Genomic DNA, 16,131 nt, shown 5'->3' with positions numbered 1-16,131 from the left:
CCCGGCGTCGTGGTGGATGCGCTACGCTTATCCACCCTACCTCCCGTTGACCGTTTTTCGTAAGTGGACCGGCCTCACGCCCCCACCACCACCGTTCGGAGTCGCCCATGACCCTCACCTCCGGTCGCGTTTTGGCCATCACTGGCCCCGGCAAGGGCAAATCCTCCTCCGCCTTCGGCATGGTTTTTCGGGCCGCCGGCTGGGGCATGAAGGTCTGCGTCGTGCAGTTCATTAAAGGGCGATGGAAGACCGGAGAACAACAGGCGGCGCAGCGCTTCGACACCATCGAATGGCACGCTCTGGGCGACGGCTTCACCTGGGAGACCCGCAACCCCGCCCACGACCAAGCCACCGCCCGCAAGGCTTGGCGCTTCTGCCAAGAAAAGTCGCGGGAGGGAGGCTTCGATCTGGTGGTCTGCGACGAGATCCTCTACGCCGTCGAATACGGTTGGATCACCCCGGAAGAGATCGCCGCCTTCGTCAACCAAGAAAAACCGGCGGGGCAGCACCTGATTCTGACCGGCGGCCACAAACCGCTGCCCGAGGCGCTGCTGGCGGTGGCCGATACGGTCACCACCCTTGAGAAAACCCAACACGGCTTCGATGCGGGGTTGAAGGCCTGCAAAGGGATCGAATTCTGAGGGCACGGCAAAAACATGCGGCGCAACGCTTCTGCGAAGCCGCGCGGTTTTTGAAAACCCCTGTTTTGTGGGATGAAGAGGTTCGCGATGAATCGTTGGCTGGTGGGATGGGTACTGCTGCTGAGCCTGATTGTCGGCTCCGCCCAGGGGGATGAGGCGATGCAACCCCAGGCGCCGCTGAACGCTCTGTTTGCCGCCGATCTGGCCGCCTACCAAGGCGGGGTCGGCCCTCAGAAACCGCGCAACGAACACGGCGCCCCGTTTCTGCTGATTCCCGATCACCCCAACGGCGCCGGGGTGGTACTGGCCCACGGTTTTACCGGATCCCCCTGGGAGATGCGGCTGCTCGGGGCGCGGTTGGTCCAGGAGGGGTTCACCGTCTACGGGGTGCGGCTGCCGGGCCACGGCACCTCCCCCGAGGATTTAAAAGCCTGCACTTGGCCCGAGTGGGTGGAGGTGGTCGACGCCGCCGCCACCGCGCTGCACAGCGCCTGCGACCGGGTTTACGGGGTGGGGCTTTCGACCGGGGGGCTGGCGGTTTTGTACGAGGCGGCGACCCAACCGGCGCAATTCCGAGCCATCGCCGCCCTCTCCCCCGCGTTGATCCACCGCTCCAAAACCGCCTGGCTGGCCAACTACGTCTCTTGGCTCAAAGAGGAGGATGTCCGCCCCCTGACGGAAGAGGAAAAACCGTTTTACTACGAACGACGCCCCCTTAAAGCGATTGCCCAGCTCAACGACTTTCAAAAGGCGGTGCGGGAGGTATTGGGGCAGATCAAACAGCCGATCCTGGTGATGCAATCGCGGGACGACGGGACCATCGACCCCGAATCGAGCGAGGTGGTGCTGCGCTCGGTCGCCTCGAAGCAGCGGCTGATCCACTGGTTCCCCGCCGAATCGAAGGTGCCCCATGTGTTGACCACCGCCGAAAACCCCCGACTTGAGGAGGCTCTGGATCAAGTCGCGAGGTTTTTGAAGGAGCAAGAAAACAGCGAGCGGTAAAACAAGACGGGCGCAAACGACCCGCCATCGGGCAACCTCACAACGTAGCCTTGCCAACATGGCTCTTTTCTGCGCATGAAGCTGCCTTAATCGCCCTCCAGCAGTTGCAGCAATCCCCGCATCAAATCGACCGGCGCCGGAGGGCAACCCTTGATGACCAGGTCGACCGGCACGATCTCGCTCACCCTTCCCGCCACCGCGTAGTTGTCCTCGCCGAAGAGGCCGCAGTGGTCGGCGCAGTCGCCGCTGGCGATCACCCATTTGGGGTCGGGGGTCGCGGCGTAGGTGCGGCGTAACGCCTCGCTCATCTGGGTGGTGACCGGGCCGGTCACCAAAAGCACGTCGGCGTGGCGTGGGGAGGCGACGAAGTGCAGGCCGAAGCGGCTGATGTCGTAGTAGGGATTCCCCAAGGCGTGGATCTCCAGCTCGCAGGCCGAGCAGGAGCCGGCATCGACCTGACGGATGGCCAGCGAGCCTTTGAACCGCTTTTGGATCATTGCGGCGATTTGAGGGCCGAGGCGCTCGATGTCGCTGGCTCCGGGGGGCGGCGGTTCGGTCAGGGTGCCGGTGCGGGCGATGGTGCGTAGGAGTTTGATCATGGGAGCCTCCCCTGTTTGCGGTTGTCTCGGGGCCGCAACCCTTGCCTGTGGTGGCCAAAGCGACCGCTGAGTTGTTCCATCTGTTGGTGGGATTGGAGGGGGGCATCCCGAACCGGCTGAGGTTTTTGAACCCATCTTGCCCCCTCATTCGCGGACAGAAGTCCGCTCCCACAAAAAACTCAACCCCCAGTCCCGGTCACCCAACCCCTCACCCGTCATGCCCCGCATAGGCACAGTTGAACGACTTGTTGCATAGCGGGAAATCGGGCACCGGCACCCCCAACACCGCCAGCTCCAGCCCCGGCCAGTTGAACCAGGAGGGATCGCGCAGTCGGGCCCGGTCGATCCGTCCTCCCGCTCCGAAGCGCACGAAGGCGGCGATTTCGCCGCGCCACCCCTCGATCAAAGCAAACCCCTGCATCCCCGACTCAGCCTGAGGTAATTCCACCGCAGCACCCTCCTCCACCGGAAAATCGGCCACCAGCGCCGCGATCAGCCGGGCGCTTTGGGCAATCTCTTCGAAGCGGATCGCCACCCTGGCCGCCACATCCCCCTTGTGCAGCACCAACCCCTCGGGGGCGTGCAGGTGGTAGGGGGCGTAGGCGACCGCGATGCGGCTGTCGGCATCGACCCCCGAGGCGCGCCCGGCGTAGCCCAACATCCCCAGGCTTTGGGCCGTTTCGGAATCGACCACCCCCGAGCCGTCGAGCCGGGTGAGTAGCGATGGGGTGTCGTCCATCAGGATGCGTAGCTGCTCCATGGTGGCGGCGACCGCCTGGGTTTGCTCGACCAACCGCTGCCGCTGGGTCGCATCTGGCACCCGCGTCACCCCGCCTGGGATGACCTGATCGAAGAGCAGACGATGGCCGAAGATCTCCAGGTGTAGCCGCGCCATCTCTTCGCGCAGTTTGAGGGTCTGCATGTGCATGAACGAAAAAGCGACATCGTTGCAAATCGCCCCGATGTCGCCGACGTGATTGGCGATCCGCTCCCGTTCGGCGAGCAGGGCGCGACTCCAGACGGCGGCAGGGGGGATCTCGACCGCGAGCGCTTTTTCGACCGCACGACAAAAAGCCCAGCCCATGCCGACGGCGGCGTCGCCGCTTTGCCGGGTCGCCAGCTTGACCCCCTGGACCGGGGTCAGCCCCACCATCCGCTTTTCGATCCCCCGGTGCAGATAGCCGAAGCGCTCCTCTAAATTGAGGATCTCCTCGCCGATGACCTGAAACCGAAAGTGGCCCGGCTCGATCACCCCGGCGTGGACCGGCCCCACCGGAATCTCGTGTACCCCCTCCCCCTCGACCCGCAAAAAGGGGTAACGCTGCGATATCAGGGGGGGCAGGGCGTCGGCGGCGGCGTCGCAGCGCAGGGGATGAAAACGCTCCGGGTGGCCTGGGGCGACATGGAGCAGCCAGGGGCGGGTGTCTGGATGCCCCTCGGGGATGAGCCCCAGCAAATCGCGGATTGCCCGCTCCAGCCGGGCGGCGCTGGGGAAGGTCGGCGTCAGGGAGGGAAAACGTTCCACCCCCTCGGGTAGGGTCGCACACAGCACCACTGGGGGGCGACGGGACAGGGCGAAGGCGGCGACCACCGAGAAGGTGCCCCCCAGGGCGGCGTCGTCCATCGCCCAAAGATCGACCAGACGACACCCCTCGTTTTTGGCAATCAAGGCGCTCGCCAGCCATTGCGCCAAGGGCAGACAAACCAGACCGCCCGCCTCTTCAACGACGTCGATCCCTTGGGCGCGCAGGGCGCGGATGAGGGTGGACCGGGTCATACGCGCACCCCCTTTTCCCATGGAGAGGCGTCATTCCGGGGAGGAGTAGGGTGGATAAGCGTAGCGCATCCACCGCCTGCGCCCCTTCCGTTCGGCCACATAAGTCGCCTCCCACAGGCTAGCTCGGAAGGTCGCTTTTGGTTGTGGGAGCGGACTTCTGTCCGCGAATTGGCGGCTAAACCCCCGTCCCTTGGATTTGCTCCGCAGTGGTTGCCCAACATCAGCCCCCCCCCGGCGTCAGCAAATTCGAGGCGGTTTCGAACCAATCCGAAAGGAAGTTGGGCAGCATCAATCCCAGCAGCAGCGCCAAGGTCAGGTGCAGGATCACCGGGGTGAAATCGACCTTCACCTTGATCGCCGTGGGGGGGGGATTGCCGAAGACCATCGGTTGCAGGTGGCGAAAGAGTCCGGCGAAAGCGATCACCAGGCCGAACAACAGCGGCACGGTGATCCAGGGGTGACTCTGCACCGTGGCGGTGAGCAGCAGCAGTTCGCTGACGAAGAGCCCGAAGGGGGGGAATCCGGCAATCGCCAGGGTGCCGATGAGCAGCCCCCAACCGATCCCCGGCGAGTGGCGGATCAACCCCCGGATTTTGGGCATCGCCTGACTGCCCATCGCCTGGGCGGCGTGGCCGACGGTAAAGAAAATCCCCGATTTCACCAGCGAGTGCACCGTCATGTGCAGCAGCCCCGCCACGGTCGCCAGGTGGGTGCCGATGCCGAAGGCCAGGGTCATCAGCCCCATGTGCTCCACCGACGAATAGGCGTACATCCGCTTGATGTCGCGCTGTTTGTGCAAAAAGAAGGCGGCGACCAAAAACGAGGTCAATCCGAAACCGATCATGATCGTCCCCGGCAGGGTCGATCCGGTCGCCCCCTCCACCAGCACCTTGCAGCGCACCAGGGCGTAGAGGGCGACGTTGAGCAGCAGCCCCGACAGCACCGCCGAGACCGGGGTCGGCCCCTCGGAGTGGGCGTCGGGCAGCCAGGCGTGCAGCGGCACCAACCCCACCTTGGTGCCGTAGCCGACCATCAAAAAAGCGAACGCCAGCCCCATCACCACCGGCTCCAGGTCGTCGGCGTGGGCATAAAGGGCGGTCCAGGTCAGCGCCTCGTTGCCGTGCCCCAGCACCTGGGTAGCGGCAAAGAAAATCAGCACGGTGCCGAAGAGGGCCTGGGCGATCCCGACGCCGCAGAGAATGAAGTACTTCCAGGCCGCCTCGATGGAATCGGGGGTGCGGTAGAGCGACACCAGCAGCACCGTCGCCATGGTGGCGAGCTCCAGCGCCACCCACATCACCCCCAAGTTGTTGGTGGTCAGCGCCAGCAACATCCCAAAAATAAAAAGCTGCACCATGGCGTGATAGAGCCGCATCCGCCGCGAAGGGAGCCCCCGGTGGCGCGCCTCGAAGGCCATGTAGGGGCGGGAGAACAGCGCCGTGGTGGTGGCGACGAAGGCGGTCAGAACCACCAAAAAGGTATTGAACGAATCAAGGAAGAAGGCCTGCCCGTACAGGGTGCGCGGCCCCGACCCTAGAACGTCGAGCGCGAGCACCACCGCCCCGGCCAGGGTGAGGGCGGCGATCAAAATATTGACCACGGCGGCCCGGTGGCTATGGCCGATGAAGGCCAGCAGCGCGGCGCCGAAGAGGGGGGCGCCCAGCAGCAGGTCGAAAGCGGTTTGGGGATTCATGGGGGGGCTCACTCCGAATCCCCCTCTTCGCGCAGGTGGGTGAGTTTGTCGAGATCGAGCGATTCGAAGGTGGTGCTGATCTGAAAGAAAAAGATGCCGAAGATAATGGCGGCCATCAGTACGTCGAAGGCGACCCCGAGTTCGACGATCATCGGCATGCCGTAGGTGGCGGCGGTGGCGGCGAAGAACAGGGCGTTTTCCATGGCCAAAAAGCCGATGACCTGGGTGATCGCCTTCTTGCGGGTGATCATCATGAGCATCCCCAGCAGCACCCCCGACAGGGCAATCGCCAGGGTGTTGCGGGTGACCAGGGTCGAAAGCTCGCTGACCGGGGCGGCGACGAAGTAGCTGAAGATGACCAGCCCGGTGCCGATCAGCAGGGTGGCGGGGATGTTGACCAGGGTTTCGACCTCACGCTCGACATGCAGCCGTACGATGATCCTCCACAACCAAGCGGGCAGCACGATCCCTTTTAAAAGCAGGGTGAGCAGGGCCGAGAGATACAGCTCGTGGCTGCCCGAAACATACCCCACCAACCCCGCCGCCCCCGCCAACACCACGCCCTGCAAGGCGTAGAGGCGTAGCAGCCCGAGCATGCGGCGCTGGGCGAGCAGGCCGAAGGCGATCAGCAGCACCAAGGCCGCCAGAACGCTGATCGCTTGGGTGGCCAGATCATTCATGGGCGGGGCTCGGGGGGGAAGAGGGAGGTGGAGGCGCTGCGCTTATCGACCCAACGACCCCTCACGGCGTCATTCCGGGGCTCCCCTGCGCGCCCCTGGAATGACGCCTTCGGGGGGAGCGCATGGGTTTCGGGGCGGCCCTCGTCCCCTCGCCCCGCTTGGGGGGACCCTTCGACAGGCTCAGGGTGAGCGTAGGTTAGGGTGAGGGGGGGTCGCAGAGGGGCGGTTGGTTGTGTTGAGACAGGGCCCACGCGGGAGCTTTCGGTTGCTTGGCCCGCTGGCCCCCGCACAGCGGCCCCCTCACCCCGACCCTCTCCCCCTAGGGGGGCGAGGGGGAAAACCGGCGCCGTCCCCCGCCGACCCCCAACCACCGCGTTCGCCTGTGGCAGGCCACCATGTGGCCGAAGGGAAGCAGGGTTGTTGGGAGTTGGGCAGGGTTGGGGCGACCTTCTCCCGGCCATTCGCGCCCCTTCGACAGGCTCAGGGTGAGCGGACGGTCCGCTCCCACAGGCACAGGTGGTGGGGTGGCCATGTAGGGTGGATAAGCGCAGCGCATCCACCATGCCTCGATGAACCCCCGTCTTCCCCCTCATACCCCCACCTCCAAAATGAAGTGGGTCAACATCCCCAACATCCCGATGGCGAAGGCGGCCCCCAGGTATTCCGGCACCCGGAAGATCCGCATCTTGGCCACGGTGGTTTCCAGCACCCCCAACAGCCCGAGCAGCGCCACGACCTTCAAGACCCAGGCGACCAGGGCGATCCACCAATCTCCGGCAGCGTCGGCGATTCCCCAGGGGGCGAAGAGGTTGAGGATCAGGGTGACGAAGAGCAGCAGCTTGATCTGCTGTGCCCACTCGATCAGCGCCAGATATCTTCCCGAGTATTCGAGCACCATCGCCTCGTGGATCATGGTCAGTTCGAGGTGGGTGGCGGGGTTGTCGACCGGCAGCCGCCCCGTCTCGGCCAGCGCCACCAGCACCATGGCGATCAAGGCGAAAGCGACCGAGGGGCGCAGCACCAGCCCGGCGTTGAGGGTCGAATCGATCATCACCGACAGATTCGTGCTGTGGGCCGCCAGCGACAGTACAAAAATGGCCATCAACATGGCCGGTTCCGCCAAAGAGGCGATGCTCATCTCGCGGCTGGCTCCCATGCCACCGAAAGGGGTGCCGGTGTCGAGCGCCGCCAGCGCCGTGAAAAACCGGGCCAGGGCGAACAGCGCCGCCAGCACAATGACGTCGCCCAGGGCGGTGAGCGGCGAGGGGATCGAGAGCACCGGCACGATGGCGGCCGCCACCACAATCGCCGCAAAGCCGATGTAGGGGGCGGCGCGGAAGATCCAGGAGCTCGGCTCGGGAACCAGCGGTTGCTTGGCCAGCAGCTTGAGCAGGTCGCGGTAGGGTTGCAGCAGCGGTGGACCCTGCCGGTTTTGCAGATGCGCCTTGAACCAGCGCAGCAGGCCAGTGGCGAGCGGAGCGAGACCTGCCAGCAGCAGGGTTTCAAGCAAAGGACGGAGCCAAGTGCTCATAGACTCACCACCGCCATGAGTACCAAAACCGTCACAAACGAATAGGTCAGATAGATGTGGACCTTCCCGGTTTGCAGCCGCACCACATGTTTGGCCAACCACAAGGTCAGCTCCCCGATGGGGAGATAGAAGGTCTCCCAGATGCGATCCTTGATCGTCACCTTAACCTTCATGGCGGACGGCAGGCTGCGGTGGCCGTGATCGCCGCGCCGCACCTCGCTGGGGACGGCATGAAAGGCGTCGAAGACCTGGCGTAGCATCTGCGACATCCCCAGCCCCGTGATCGTCATGCGCGAGGTGATCCCGGGGAAACCGCAATCCCAGATCTCGACCCGTCGTGGCGCCCCGCCGCGGCGACGCAGCGCCAGCCAGACGATCCCCCCCGCCAGCAGCAGCCCCAAAGCCACCGCCCCCCCCGAATAGCTGGCCCGCTCCGGCGCCACCGGGGTCAACCAAAGCCAGCCGTTGTGTCCCACCTCGGCAGCAATGCCGTGGCCGAGCAACGCTTGGGGAATGGCGTCGAGCAGGGGGATTACGGCGGTGGGCAGGATGCCGAGCACCAGGCAGCCCAGGGCGGGGAGAGCCATCCCCGCCAGCATCCAAAAGCCCGGTTCGTGGGCGTGGTGGACCGCCGCCGAGCGGGGCACCCCGAGGAAGGCGATCCCGTACCCCTTGACCATAATCGCCGCCGATAACGCCCCGGTCAGGGCGAGCATGGCGGCCGAAATGGGGAGCAGGGCGTTGAACAGATGGTTGGGCAATTGGGGGGAAAGCAGCGCCGCTTGAAAGGTCAGCCACTCCGAGACAAAACCGTTGAGCGGGGGGAGTCCGGCGATCGCCATGGCACCGACCAAAAAGAAGAACCCGGTGATCGGCATGAAGCGGATCAGCCCCCCCAGGTGTTCCAGATTGGCCCGTCCGGTGCCGTGAATCACCGCCCCGGCCCCCATGAAGAGCAGCGACTTGAACAGGGCGTGGTTGAGGCTGTGGTAGAGGGCGGCGATCAGCGCCAACGCCGCCAGCCCCGGTAGGCGATAACCCAGAAAAATCAGGCTTAAGCCCAGCCCGATGAAGACGATGCCGACGTTTTCAATCGAGCTGCACGCCAGCAGCCGCTTGAGGTCGCTTTGCTGAAATGCCAGCAGCGCCCCGGTCAGCGCCGAGCCCGACCCCAACGCCACCACCACCGCCCCCCACCAGGGGGCCATAGCCTCAACCCCGAGCAAATCGAGGGTGAAGCGCAAAAAGCCGAAAATGGCGACCTTGAGCATCGCCCCGCTCATCAGCGCCGAGATCGGTGCAGGGGCGGCGGGGTGAGCCTCGGGGAGCCAGACGTGCAGCGGCGCCAGCCCCGCCTTGGCGCCAAAGCCGAGCAACGCCAGCAGGAAGGCAGCCCCCGCCCAGACGGAGGAAGGCTGCGCCGCCCGCATGGCGTCGAAGGTCAGCCCACCGCCGAAGGTGGCCAAGATGCCGTAGGCGATCAGAATCGCAATGGCCCCGGCGTGGGCGATCAGCAGGTACAAAAAGGCGGCGTCGCGATTGGTTTTTTCTTCGTGCTCGAAGGCGACCAGCACGTACGAGGCCACACTCATCAGCTCCCAGAGGATCATGAAGGCGAGCATGTCGTCGGCCAGACACACCCCCATCATGCCGAAGACGAAGATGCCGGTGGCGATCAGCAACGGGGTACGGGGGCGTCTGGGGTCGAGGTGGCGGATGTAGCCCAGGCTGTAGATCCCAACGAACGCCGTCAGTCCCCCCACCAACGCCAAGAACAGCCCCCCCAAAGGATCAAGGCGCAGGTGCAGCGGCAACCAGGGGAGCCCCAGCGGCAGGGTCATGGCGGTCGGCTCGGGGGCCAGCAATCCCCCCACCCCCCCCAACACCGCCGCACATCCCGAGGCGATCAGGAGGGTCAAGCTCAGGCGGCGCTGCCAGCGACGCGATCCAGCCAGCAGCAGCGCCAGGATTGCGCTGCCCAGGGCGAGTCCCAGGGCGAGCAGGGCAAGCTGGAGGTGCGTCATCGTCGGGATGCTTTGTCCCCCCGCCCCAGAGCTGGGGAGGGGGGTGGTTGTAGGCGGGATGTCGGATGGGTGGGGACGGGTCGTAGGGTGGATAAACGCAGCGCATCCGCCGACAGGCTGGAAATCCCCCCCCGGCAAGATCTGGCGTCCATCCCCGCCATGCCGCGACGGATCCCGGTCCCGTAAAGGCTCATTTGCCCCCCTCCCCGCCCCGTTGGGCGGGCCGGGGGCGGATCAGGATCAACTCCACCGGCTGCTCGCCGGGGTTGATCCAGTTGTGGGGGCGGGCGGGATCGAAGGCGACGCCGTGCATCTCGTCGATACGGTGTTCGTGGTCGTCCAGCACCAGCACCACCGAGCCATGCCGCACCCAGACGAACTCTTCACCCTCTGAAACGGTGTAGGGACGGTCGGAAAAACTCCCCCCCGGATCGAGGCGGATATGGACCGGTTCGAAGGTGGCTTGACTGGTTTTGTGGCCCAGCGGGGTGAAGTGGACCGCATCGCCCAGGGAGTAGGTTGGCTGCCCTGCCAAAGAGACGATGCGCGGCCCCTCGCTGGTTTCGGGCACCGCAAACAGGGCGGTGATCGAAACCCCCAGGGCGGTGGCGATTTTTTCGAGGGTCGCCACCGAAGGGGAGACCTGCCCCGCCTCAATCTGCGACAGCGCCGAAGCCGACAACCCCGCCGCCTCGGCCAGCCCCCGCAAGGAGAGCCCCCGGTCGGCCCGGAGCTGTTTGATGGTCTGGATAAAGGTCTGCACGCCGCCTCCGTAGGGGTAGAAGAGCGGGGGGATTGTTCATGATTGTGGACGGACGTCAAATATTGTGGACAACCGCCGGGGTTAATCGCAGTTGAAACACCGATTGGCGAGGTTGACCCAAGCACCGTTGTCGTCGGCCTCCCAAACCATCCGCCCCAGCTCTCCCCACATCAGCCGATAGGTCATCCACAATTCGTTGTGGCCGTCGTGGTCGACGTCGGTGGCGAAGAGAACGGTCACGTTGGTCGCTGGAGCCAGTTCTTCGAGCGGGGCATCGAGCAACGAGGAAGGGACGAAGTTGGACCCCCAGCGGTCATGGGCAAAGAAACGGTAAAAACTGCGCACATCCGTTTCGCTGGGAGCGTTGCCGAGCCAGTGTTGCGGATCGTCGTGCAGTACGAAGAAAGCGCGATCCCAACTTTGCTCGTCTCCAGTCAAACCCATACGTACCGGTTCGTCGGTGAAATCGTCTTCGGAATCCCGTTGTTGGGGGAGTTCCACGATTTGAGGGGCGGATGCAAACAGGGGGTAGGCGGTCCCTGTCAGGTTCAATGCCGTTGAAGGCGGTGTGTCGAAACCATCCTCGTCAAAGCTCAACAGGACGTGGAACTGGCCGTGATCGATGGAGCCCGCGATGGGCATGCCCCAGGCGGGCAACGATGCTGCGGCCAAACCCATCGCAATACCGAGCAGTCTTGAAACTCGATAAGGGCGGTTGTTCGGGAAAGTTGTCATTGGGGCTCCTTGCTCCTTCAAAGACGGTAGGACCAGACGCGGGACGACATCACGACTTCACAACGCCCCCCGTTGCACAAGAGGGGGCGGGAGGGATTGCAGTCGTCCCCTTTGAAGGGGAAACCACGGCGCGCCATCGGACTTTTGTCGTGCTTGAAAAAGGGCACCCATCACAACATGGCGAGCAAGATCTTGAGGGCCGCTTTGGTGTAAAAGCCGATGTCACGGCAAGGATCTCCATCGCGGGCACGGCACCATGTAACGGCAACGGCAACGGCAACGGCAACGGCAACGATCAAGGCGGTCCCGCCCAAGAGTTTGCTGACCTGTCGGTTTTCCAGACTTCTCCACCACGCTGCAATCCGCTCCATCATCGCGTTGTCCCTCCTCCTACGTCACCAACGCCTCGATGAGCGGAAACATGCTGCGTCCAAACGAGACCGATCGGCTCACCGTTTCGCCGTTGCCCATGGCGACGTCTACTGCGGCTGCCGTCGGCGAAGAGCTCCACCAGGTATTCGCCGCAAAAAATGCGTTTGCCCGCGCCATCGTTGCGCACCGTCGCCAGCGACCCCCTTGTAACCCCAAATCGCCCCCACGCAAACCCCTACCCCGCCAGCGGCGTCTCTACCTCGGGCCAAGCAAACCGCGCCAGCTCGTTCCCCACCGCCTGCCACAACCCCTCCCGTTGCCCCTCGGGGCACATCGCCACGATCTGCCGACCGGTGGCGAAGAGCTCATATGAACCAATAGCGGTCTGCCTGGGGGTGAGCTTGCGCTGCACCATATTGATGCTGCCATCGGGGCAGATGGCGTCGGCAATCAGTCCCCGGTTGTGGTAGTAGGCCGCCGCCGCCGGGGTCGCGGCGACGACGGTCGGCTCCGACTTGCTCCCCAACCCCAGCGCCCGCTGCAGCAGCAATGCCCCCACCCCCATCCCCCGGTATTGCGGCAGCACGTAGAGCGCCGCCAGCTTGTGAATTCCCCCCTTTTTCGGCGGTTTAAAAACCAGGGCCAGTCCGGCGTTGACACCATCCACCTGGGCAACCAAGGGGCGGTGGCTGTCGGTGCTGAAGTGGGCGTGGTTGAGCATGGCGATGAAGAGGTATTTGCCGTCGTCGGGGAGCAAACCCAATTCGCCGGCGTGGGCGTCGATCTGGGCTGCGAGCCAGGACAAACAGTCGTCGGCAGGGTCCAGCAGATGCACGTCGATCATGAACATCCCCAAAAAAGGGCATGCACAGCGGAAGCGGCAGCCTGAGGTAAGGTCGCTGGGTTCCGTCCAAATTGTGTGGGGTTACGACGAGGAGGGGGGGAGGTCAGGTGTAAGCGGCGGCGGTCACGATGGCCCTCGATGAGGACGAAAAGGCAACAACGAAGGCGCCAATCAAACGACGCAATTGGGGGGAAATGCCAGCGAAATTTCGGGGGGGAATGGGGTGCAGAAAGGTTGGAATTACAGGTGATTGGCGCCGGAAGAATCGGGCAAGAGGGGGAAGGCGGCCCTCCCGACGGAGGGCCGCCCCGACATCACATATTCTTCTGTACGAAATCGACGTATTGCCCGACCGACTGGAAGAAAAACTTCACAAAAGAGACCACCTTTTCTTCGTTCATCCCACCATTGGAGAGCAGATCGGCCTCCAGGGCGACGTCGTTATCGTTGTCGAGGTAGGCGCGGCTCAGTCGCTTGGTCTTGTTCCACTCGTTGATCGCCTGAAGAGGGATCGTGCCGCGGGCACCGTAGTAGATCCCCAGGTCGCCGTCGCCGTAGATAATCAGCAATACCGACCGACCATCTTTTTTGACCAGAACCTGATTGGCGCTCTTGGTCGAGACCTCGTCGAAGATATTGGCCTCCTCAAGCATGTAGCGCAGGTCGGAGGCGCTGTAGGAATCGACTAGGGAGCGTGCGTCGGCCTGAGCGCTAGGGGTTAACGGGCTCAGGAGGAGGGCAAAGCCCAACAGGGCGGCGGCGATGAGATTACGCATGATGAACTCCTTGGGGCGACGAGAAAGGGGGCTGGGCATGCCGTGGTATGCCACATATCACCACGCTAGCGCCCCCCATTTACGCCGTCAACGGGCTCCGCAAAACCGCGTGACCAGTTGCCGGATCAGCGCGATGGTGGGGTTGATTTGCTCCAAACCGAGCCATTCGTCGGGCTGGTGGGCCTGGTCGATGTTGCCGGGGCCGAGGATCAAGGTCTCCATCCCCAGCGCGGTGAAGTAGGGCCCCTCGGTGCCGAAGGCGACCGCCCCGGCGCTGTGGCCGGTCAACCGTTCGGCGGCCTGCACCAACGCCGAGGTGGCGGGGGTCTCCATGGCGGGGGTCCCGGGGAACAGCGGCGTCACCTCGATCTGCAAACCGCTGCCCGCCACCGCTTGGGCCACCCGTGCATCCAGGGTTTGGCGCAGCTCCTCAAGCTCCATTCCCGGCAGGGGACGAATGTCGATGTGCAGCTCGCAGTGGCCGCAAATTCGATTGGGGTTGTCGCCGCCGTGAATCCGCCCCAGATTCAGGGTCGGCACCGGCACATGAAAACCGGGGTTGCGGTGTTGCGCCTGAAGCTGGCCGCGCCAGGCGATCAGGTCGGCCAACACCTGGCTCATCCCCTCCAATGCCGATAAACCCAGGCTGGGATCGGAGGAGTGGCCCGAGCGACCGGTGAGCCGCACCGACTCCATCAGAATCCCCTTGTGCATCCGCACCGGTTTAAGCCCCGTAGGCTCCCCGATCACCGCATAGCGCCCCTTGGGTCGCCCCAAGCGCACCAGCTCCAGCGCCCCGGCCATGCTGCTCTCTTCGTCGGCGGTGGCGACCACGATGATCGGAGCGGTCAAAGTGGCCGGATCGATCCTCCTCCCCGCCTCAAAACCACGTAGCGCCTCGATCACCAAGGGGAAAAACCCCTTCATGTCGCAGGTGCCCAGACCGTAGAGGCGCCCCTCCTCCTCGGTAAGCTTGAAGGGGTCGAAGCGCCAGAGGTGGGGATCGCAGGGGACGGTGTCGGTATGCCCCGCCAGCACCAGCCCCCCTGGCCCCTTGCCGAGGGTGGCGATCAGGTTGGCCTTGCCGGGGCGACCCGGCAGAGGCAGCACCTCGACCGCAAAGCCGAGCCCCGACAGCCATTGGGCCAGCAGGCCGATCACCGCTTGGTTGCCGGTATCGAAGTCGGGGGAGACGCTGCTCACCGAGGGGGCGGCGATCAGGGCGGCGAGCATCTGCATCAGGGTTGGGGTCGGGTTCATGTTCCGATGATCGGACCGAGGGAGGAGGAGGCGCAAGGGGCGCAGCGATTCGCGGCAACAGGTCACATCCTCGTTGCGTCATCCCGCGCAACCCTCCCCCTACCACCGCCCCTGCGACGGTGCCACCATCTCCGCCGCACTGCATGAATCACCACCCCGGGAGGGTGCCATGATCCGACCTGCCACCCTCGAAGACCTCGACCTACTCGTGGCCCTTGAAAACCGCTGTTTCAGCGGCGACCGAATCTCGCGCCGTTCCTTCCGCCATCTGCTCACCAAGGGACACGCCGATACCCTGGTCGATGTGGTGGGGGGGGATCTGCGGGGGTACGCCATGCTCCTGTACAACCGAGGTACCTCGCTGGCCCGCCTTTATTCGATGGCGGTCGCCCCCGAGCTGCTCAGGCAAGGGGTGGGGGCGGGGCTGATGGATGCGGTCGAGACGGCGGCGCGGGGGCGCGACTGTGTGCTGCTGCGCCTAGAGGTACGGCGCGACAACACCGCCGCCATCGCCCTGTATCAAAAACGGGGTTATCGGGAGTTCGGCCTCTACCCCGATTACTACGAGGACCACATGGCGGCGCTCCGCTTTGAAAAGCGGCTCGCGCCGGGGCTGGCCCCCCCCAGCCGGATCCCCTACTACGAACAAACCCTGGAATTCACCTGTGGACCGGCCGCCCTGATGATGGCGATGAAGGGGCTCGATCCCGATTTAGATCTGAGCCGCAAACTCGAACTTCGACTGTGGCGCGAATCGACCACCGTTTTCATGACCTCGGGCCATGGCGGCTGTGGCCCCTTCGGCTTGGCGCTGGCGGCCCACCATCGAGGATTCAAGGTCGAGATCTGGGTCAACGACGAGGGGGCGCTGTTTCTCGATTCGGTACGCAGCGAAGAAAAAAAAGAGGTGATGCGGCTGGTCCACGAGGACTTCGTGGAAGAGATCGCCCGGGTCGGCATCCCCATCCACCTGGGCACGCTGAAAACCGCCGAACTTCAGGAGCGCTTCGACCGGGGGGATATCCCGGTGGTGCTCATCAGCTCCTACCGCATCTACCGCGAGAAATTCCCCCATTGGGTGGTGGTGACCGGATTCGACGATCGCTTCGTCTACGTGCACGACCCCTTCATCGATTGGGAGCAGGGCAAGGCGCAACCCGACTGCGCCCACATGCCGATCCTGCGCCGCGATTTCGAGGCGATGGCCCGCTACGGCAAGGGATTGCTGCGGGCGGTGTTGATCCTGCACAAGGATGCCCCAATGCCGGAGCTGTTTGCCGAACCGAGCCCAATGCAGCCAGAAAAAACTGTCGCCACGACCCCCGAAACCCAAGACGATTTCGCCGGGTGGTCGGAGGAATAGCCCCCCGTTTGTACCCCCTCGACACGCCGCTAGCCCTTTTTATCCATCCCTTTTACCCCAACCGTTACGCC

At 64.4% G+C, this 16,131-nt stretch carries 15 protein-coding genes; 3 read left to right on the top strand and 12 right to left on the bottom strand.

Annotated features, from left to right (window positions below; all coding sequences use genetic code 11):
- Window positions 1-107: 107 nt before the first annotated feature.
- The gene (locus AUJ55_03595; GenBank protein OIO59504.1) at window positions 108-641 is read left to right on the top strand and encodes a cob(I)yrinic acid a,c-diamide adenosyltransferase; all 534 of its coding nucleotides are present in this window, start codon (window positions 108-110) and stop codon (window positions 639-641) included.
- An 87-nt stretch (window positions 642-728) separates the two neighbouring features.
- Window positions 729-1,643 carry a hypothetical protein gene (locus AUJ55_03590; GenBank protein ID OIO59503.1) on the top strand — a complete coding sequence of 305 codons (915 nt, stop codon included), beginning with the start codon at window positions 729-731 and terminating at the stop codon, window positions 1,641-1,643.
- Between the two features lie 86 nt (window positions 1,644-1,729).
- Here the strand turns inward: AUJ55_03590 and AUJ55_03585 are convergent, their stop codons facing one another.
- The 12 genes from AUJ55_03585 to AUJ55_03530 form a co-directional block, all read right to left on the bottom strand.
- Window positions 1,730-2,242, bottom strand: a complete 513-nt coding sequence (locus AUJ55_03585) for a hydrogenase (protein ID OIO59502.1) — start codon at window positions 2,240-2,242, stop codon at window positions 1,730-1,732.
- 208 nt (window positions 2,243-2,450) lie between these two features.
- On the bottom strand, window positions 2,451-4,019 hold the full coding sequence (locus AUJ55_03580) for a hypothetical protein (protein OIO59501.1): 1,569 nt from the start codon (window positions 4,017-4,019) through the stop codon (window positions 2,451-2,453).
- 220 nt (window positions 4,020-4,239) lie between these two features.
- Window positions 4,240-5,712, bottom strand: coding sequence for a hydrogenase 4 subunit F (locus AUJ55_03575; protein OIO59500.1), 1,473 nt, complete (start codon window positions 5,710-5,712; stop codon window positions 4,240-4,242).
- A gap of 8 nt (window positions 5,713-5,720) precedes the next feature.
- Window positions 5,721-6,392, bottom strand: coding sequence for a formate hydrogenlyase (locus AUJ55_03570; GenBank protein OIO59499.1), 672 nt, complete (start codon window positions 6,390-6,392; stop codon window positions 5,721-5,723).
- A 589-nt stretch (window positions 6,393-6,981) separates the two neighbouring features.
- Window positions 6,982-7,923: a formate hydrogenlyase gene (locus tag AUJ55_03565; GenBank protein OIO59498.1), complete on the bottom strand. Its 942-nt coding sequence runs from the start codon at window positions 7,921-7,923 to the stop codon at window positions 6,982-6,984.
- Entirely contained in the window at window positions 7,920-9,947 is a 2,028-nt protein-coding gene (locus AUJ55_03560; protein OIO59497.1) for a hydrogenase 4 subunit B, read from the bottom strand. The genes AUJ55_03565 and AUJ55_03560 overlap by 4 nt, the downstream gene beginning before the upstream one ends.
- 190 nt (window positions 9,948-10,137) lie before the next feature.
- Complete coding sequence (locus tag AUJ55_03555; GenBank protein OIO59524.1) at window positions 10,138-10,698, bottom strand: hypothetical protein; 561 nt, start codon at window positions 10,696-10,698, stop codon at window positions 10,138-10,140.
- 93 nt (window positions 10,699-10,791) lie between these two features.
- Window positions 10,792-11,388 carry a hypothetical protein gene (locus AUJ55_03550; protein ID OIO59496.1) on the bottom strand — a complete coding sequence of 199 codons (597 nt, stop codon included), beginning with the start codon at window positions 11,386-11,388 and terminating at the stop codon, window positions 10,792-10,794.
- A 227-nt stretch (window positions 11,389-11,615) separates the two neighbouring features.
- Window positions 11,616-11,819, bottom strand: coding sequence for a hypothetical protein (locus AUJ55_03545; protein OIO59495.1), 204 nt, complete (start codon window positions 11,817-11,819; stop codon window positions 11,616-11,618).
- Window positions 11,820-12,052: 233 nt separating this feature from the next.
- On the bottom strand, window positions 12,053-12,661 hold the full coding sequence (locus AUJ55_03540) for a hypothetical protein (protein ID OIO59494.1): 609 nt from the start codon (window positions 12,659-12,661) through the stop codon (window positions 12,053-12,055).
- 314 nt (window positions 12,662-12,975) lie between these two features.
- Window positions 12,976-13,437 (bottom strand): hypothetical protein, encoded by a 462-nt coding sequence (locus tag AUJ55_03535; protein OIO59493.1) that lies wholly within the window; start codon window positions 13,435-13,437, stop codon window positions 12,976-12,978.
- A gap of 87 nt (window positions 13,438-13,524) precedes the next feature.
- Window positions 13,525-14,697 carry an acetylornithine deacetylase gene (locus AUJ55_03530; protein OIO59492.1) on the bottom strand — a complete coding sequence of 391 codons (1,173 nt, stop codon included), beginning with the start codon at window positions 14,695-14,697 and terminating at the stop codon, window positions 13,525-13,527.
- A 169-nt stretch (window positions 14,698-14,866) separates the two neighbouring features.
- On the opposite strand from AUJ55_03530, the gene AUJ55_03525 reads away from it, so the two are divergent.
- Window positions 14,867-16,060: a ribosomal-protein-alanine acetyltransferase gene (locus AUJ55_03525; protein OIO59491.1), complete on the top strand. Its 1,194-nt coding sequence runs from the start codon at window positions 14,867-14,869 to the stop codon at window positions 16,058-16,060.
- Window positions 16,061-16,131: the final 71 nt, after the last annotated feature.

Source organism: Proteobacteria bacterium CG1_02_64_396 (assembly GCA_001872725.1).
In the GTDB taxonomy this organism is placed as follows: domain Bacteria; phylum Pseudomonadota; class MNWR01; order CG1-02-64-396; family CG1-02-64-396; genus CG1-02-64-396.
This window is presented reverse-complemented; position numbering and strand designations above follow the sequence as displayed.

What these genes read in the sequence shown, in the direction of transcription:
- AUJ55_03560 (OIO59497.1), bottom strand. Translation starts at nt 9,947, where the DNA reads ATGACGCACCTCCAGCTTGCCCTGCTCGCCCTGGGACTCGCCCTGGGC.
- AUJ55_03575 (OIO59500.1), bottom strand. Translation starts at nt 5,712, where the DNA reads ATGAATCCCCAAACCGCTTTCGACCTGCTGCTGGGCGCCCCCCTCTTC.
- AUJ55_03570 (OIO59499.1), bottom strand. Translation starts at nt 6,392, where the DNA reads ATGAATGATCTGGCCACCCAAGCGATCAGCGTTCTGGCGGCCTTGGTG.
- AUJ55_03580 (OIO59501.1), bottom strand. Translation starts at nt 4,019, where the DNA reads ATGACCCGGTCCACCCTCATCCGCGCCCTGCGCGCCCAAGGGATCGAC.
- AUJ55_03595 (OIO59504.1), top strand. Translation starts at nt 108, where the DNA reads ATGACCCTCACCTCCGGTCGCGTTTTGGCCATCACTGGCCCCGGCAAG.
- AUJ55_03585 (OIO59502.1), bottom strand. Translation starts at nt 2,242, where the DNA reads ATGATCAAACTCCTACGCACCATCGCCCGCACCGGCACCCTGACCGAA.
- AUJ55_03550 (OIO59496.1), bottom strand. Translation starts at nt 11,388, where the DNA reads ATGGGTTTGGCCGCAGCATCGTTGCCCGCCTGGGGCATGCCCATCGCG.
- AUJ55_03530 (OIO59492.1), bottom strand. Translation starts at nt 14,697, where the DNA reads ATGAACCCGACCCCAACCCTGATGCAGATGCTCGCCGCCCTGATCGCC.
- AUJ55_03545 (OIO59495.1), bottom strand. Translation starts at nt 11,819, where the DNA reads ATGATGGAGCGGATTGCAGCGTGGTGGAGAAGTCTGGAAAACCGACAG.
- AUJ55_03590 (OIO59503.1), top strand. Translation starts at nt 729, where the DNA reads ATGAATCGTTGGCTGGTGGGATGGGTACTGCTGCTGAGCCTGATTGTC.
- AUJ55_03540 (OIO59494.1), bottom strand. Translation starts at nt 12,661, where the DNA reads ATGATCGACGTGCATCTGCTGGACCCTGCCGACGACTGTTTGTCCTGG.
- AUJ55_03535 (OIO59493.1), bottom strand. Translation starts at nt 13,437, where the DNA reads ATGCGTAATCTCATCGCCGCCGCCCTGTTGGGCTTTGCCCTCCTCCTG.
- AUJ55_03565 (OIO59498.1), bottom strand. Translation starts at nt 7,923, where the DNA reads ATGAGCACTTGGCTCCGTCCTTTGCTTGAAACCCTGCTGCTGGCAGGT.
- AUJ55_03525 (OIO59491.1), top strand. Translation starts at nt 14,867, where the DNA reads ATGATCCGACCTGCCACCCTCGAAGACCTCGACCTACTCGTGGCCCTT.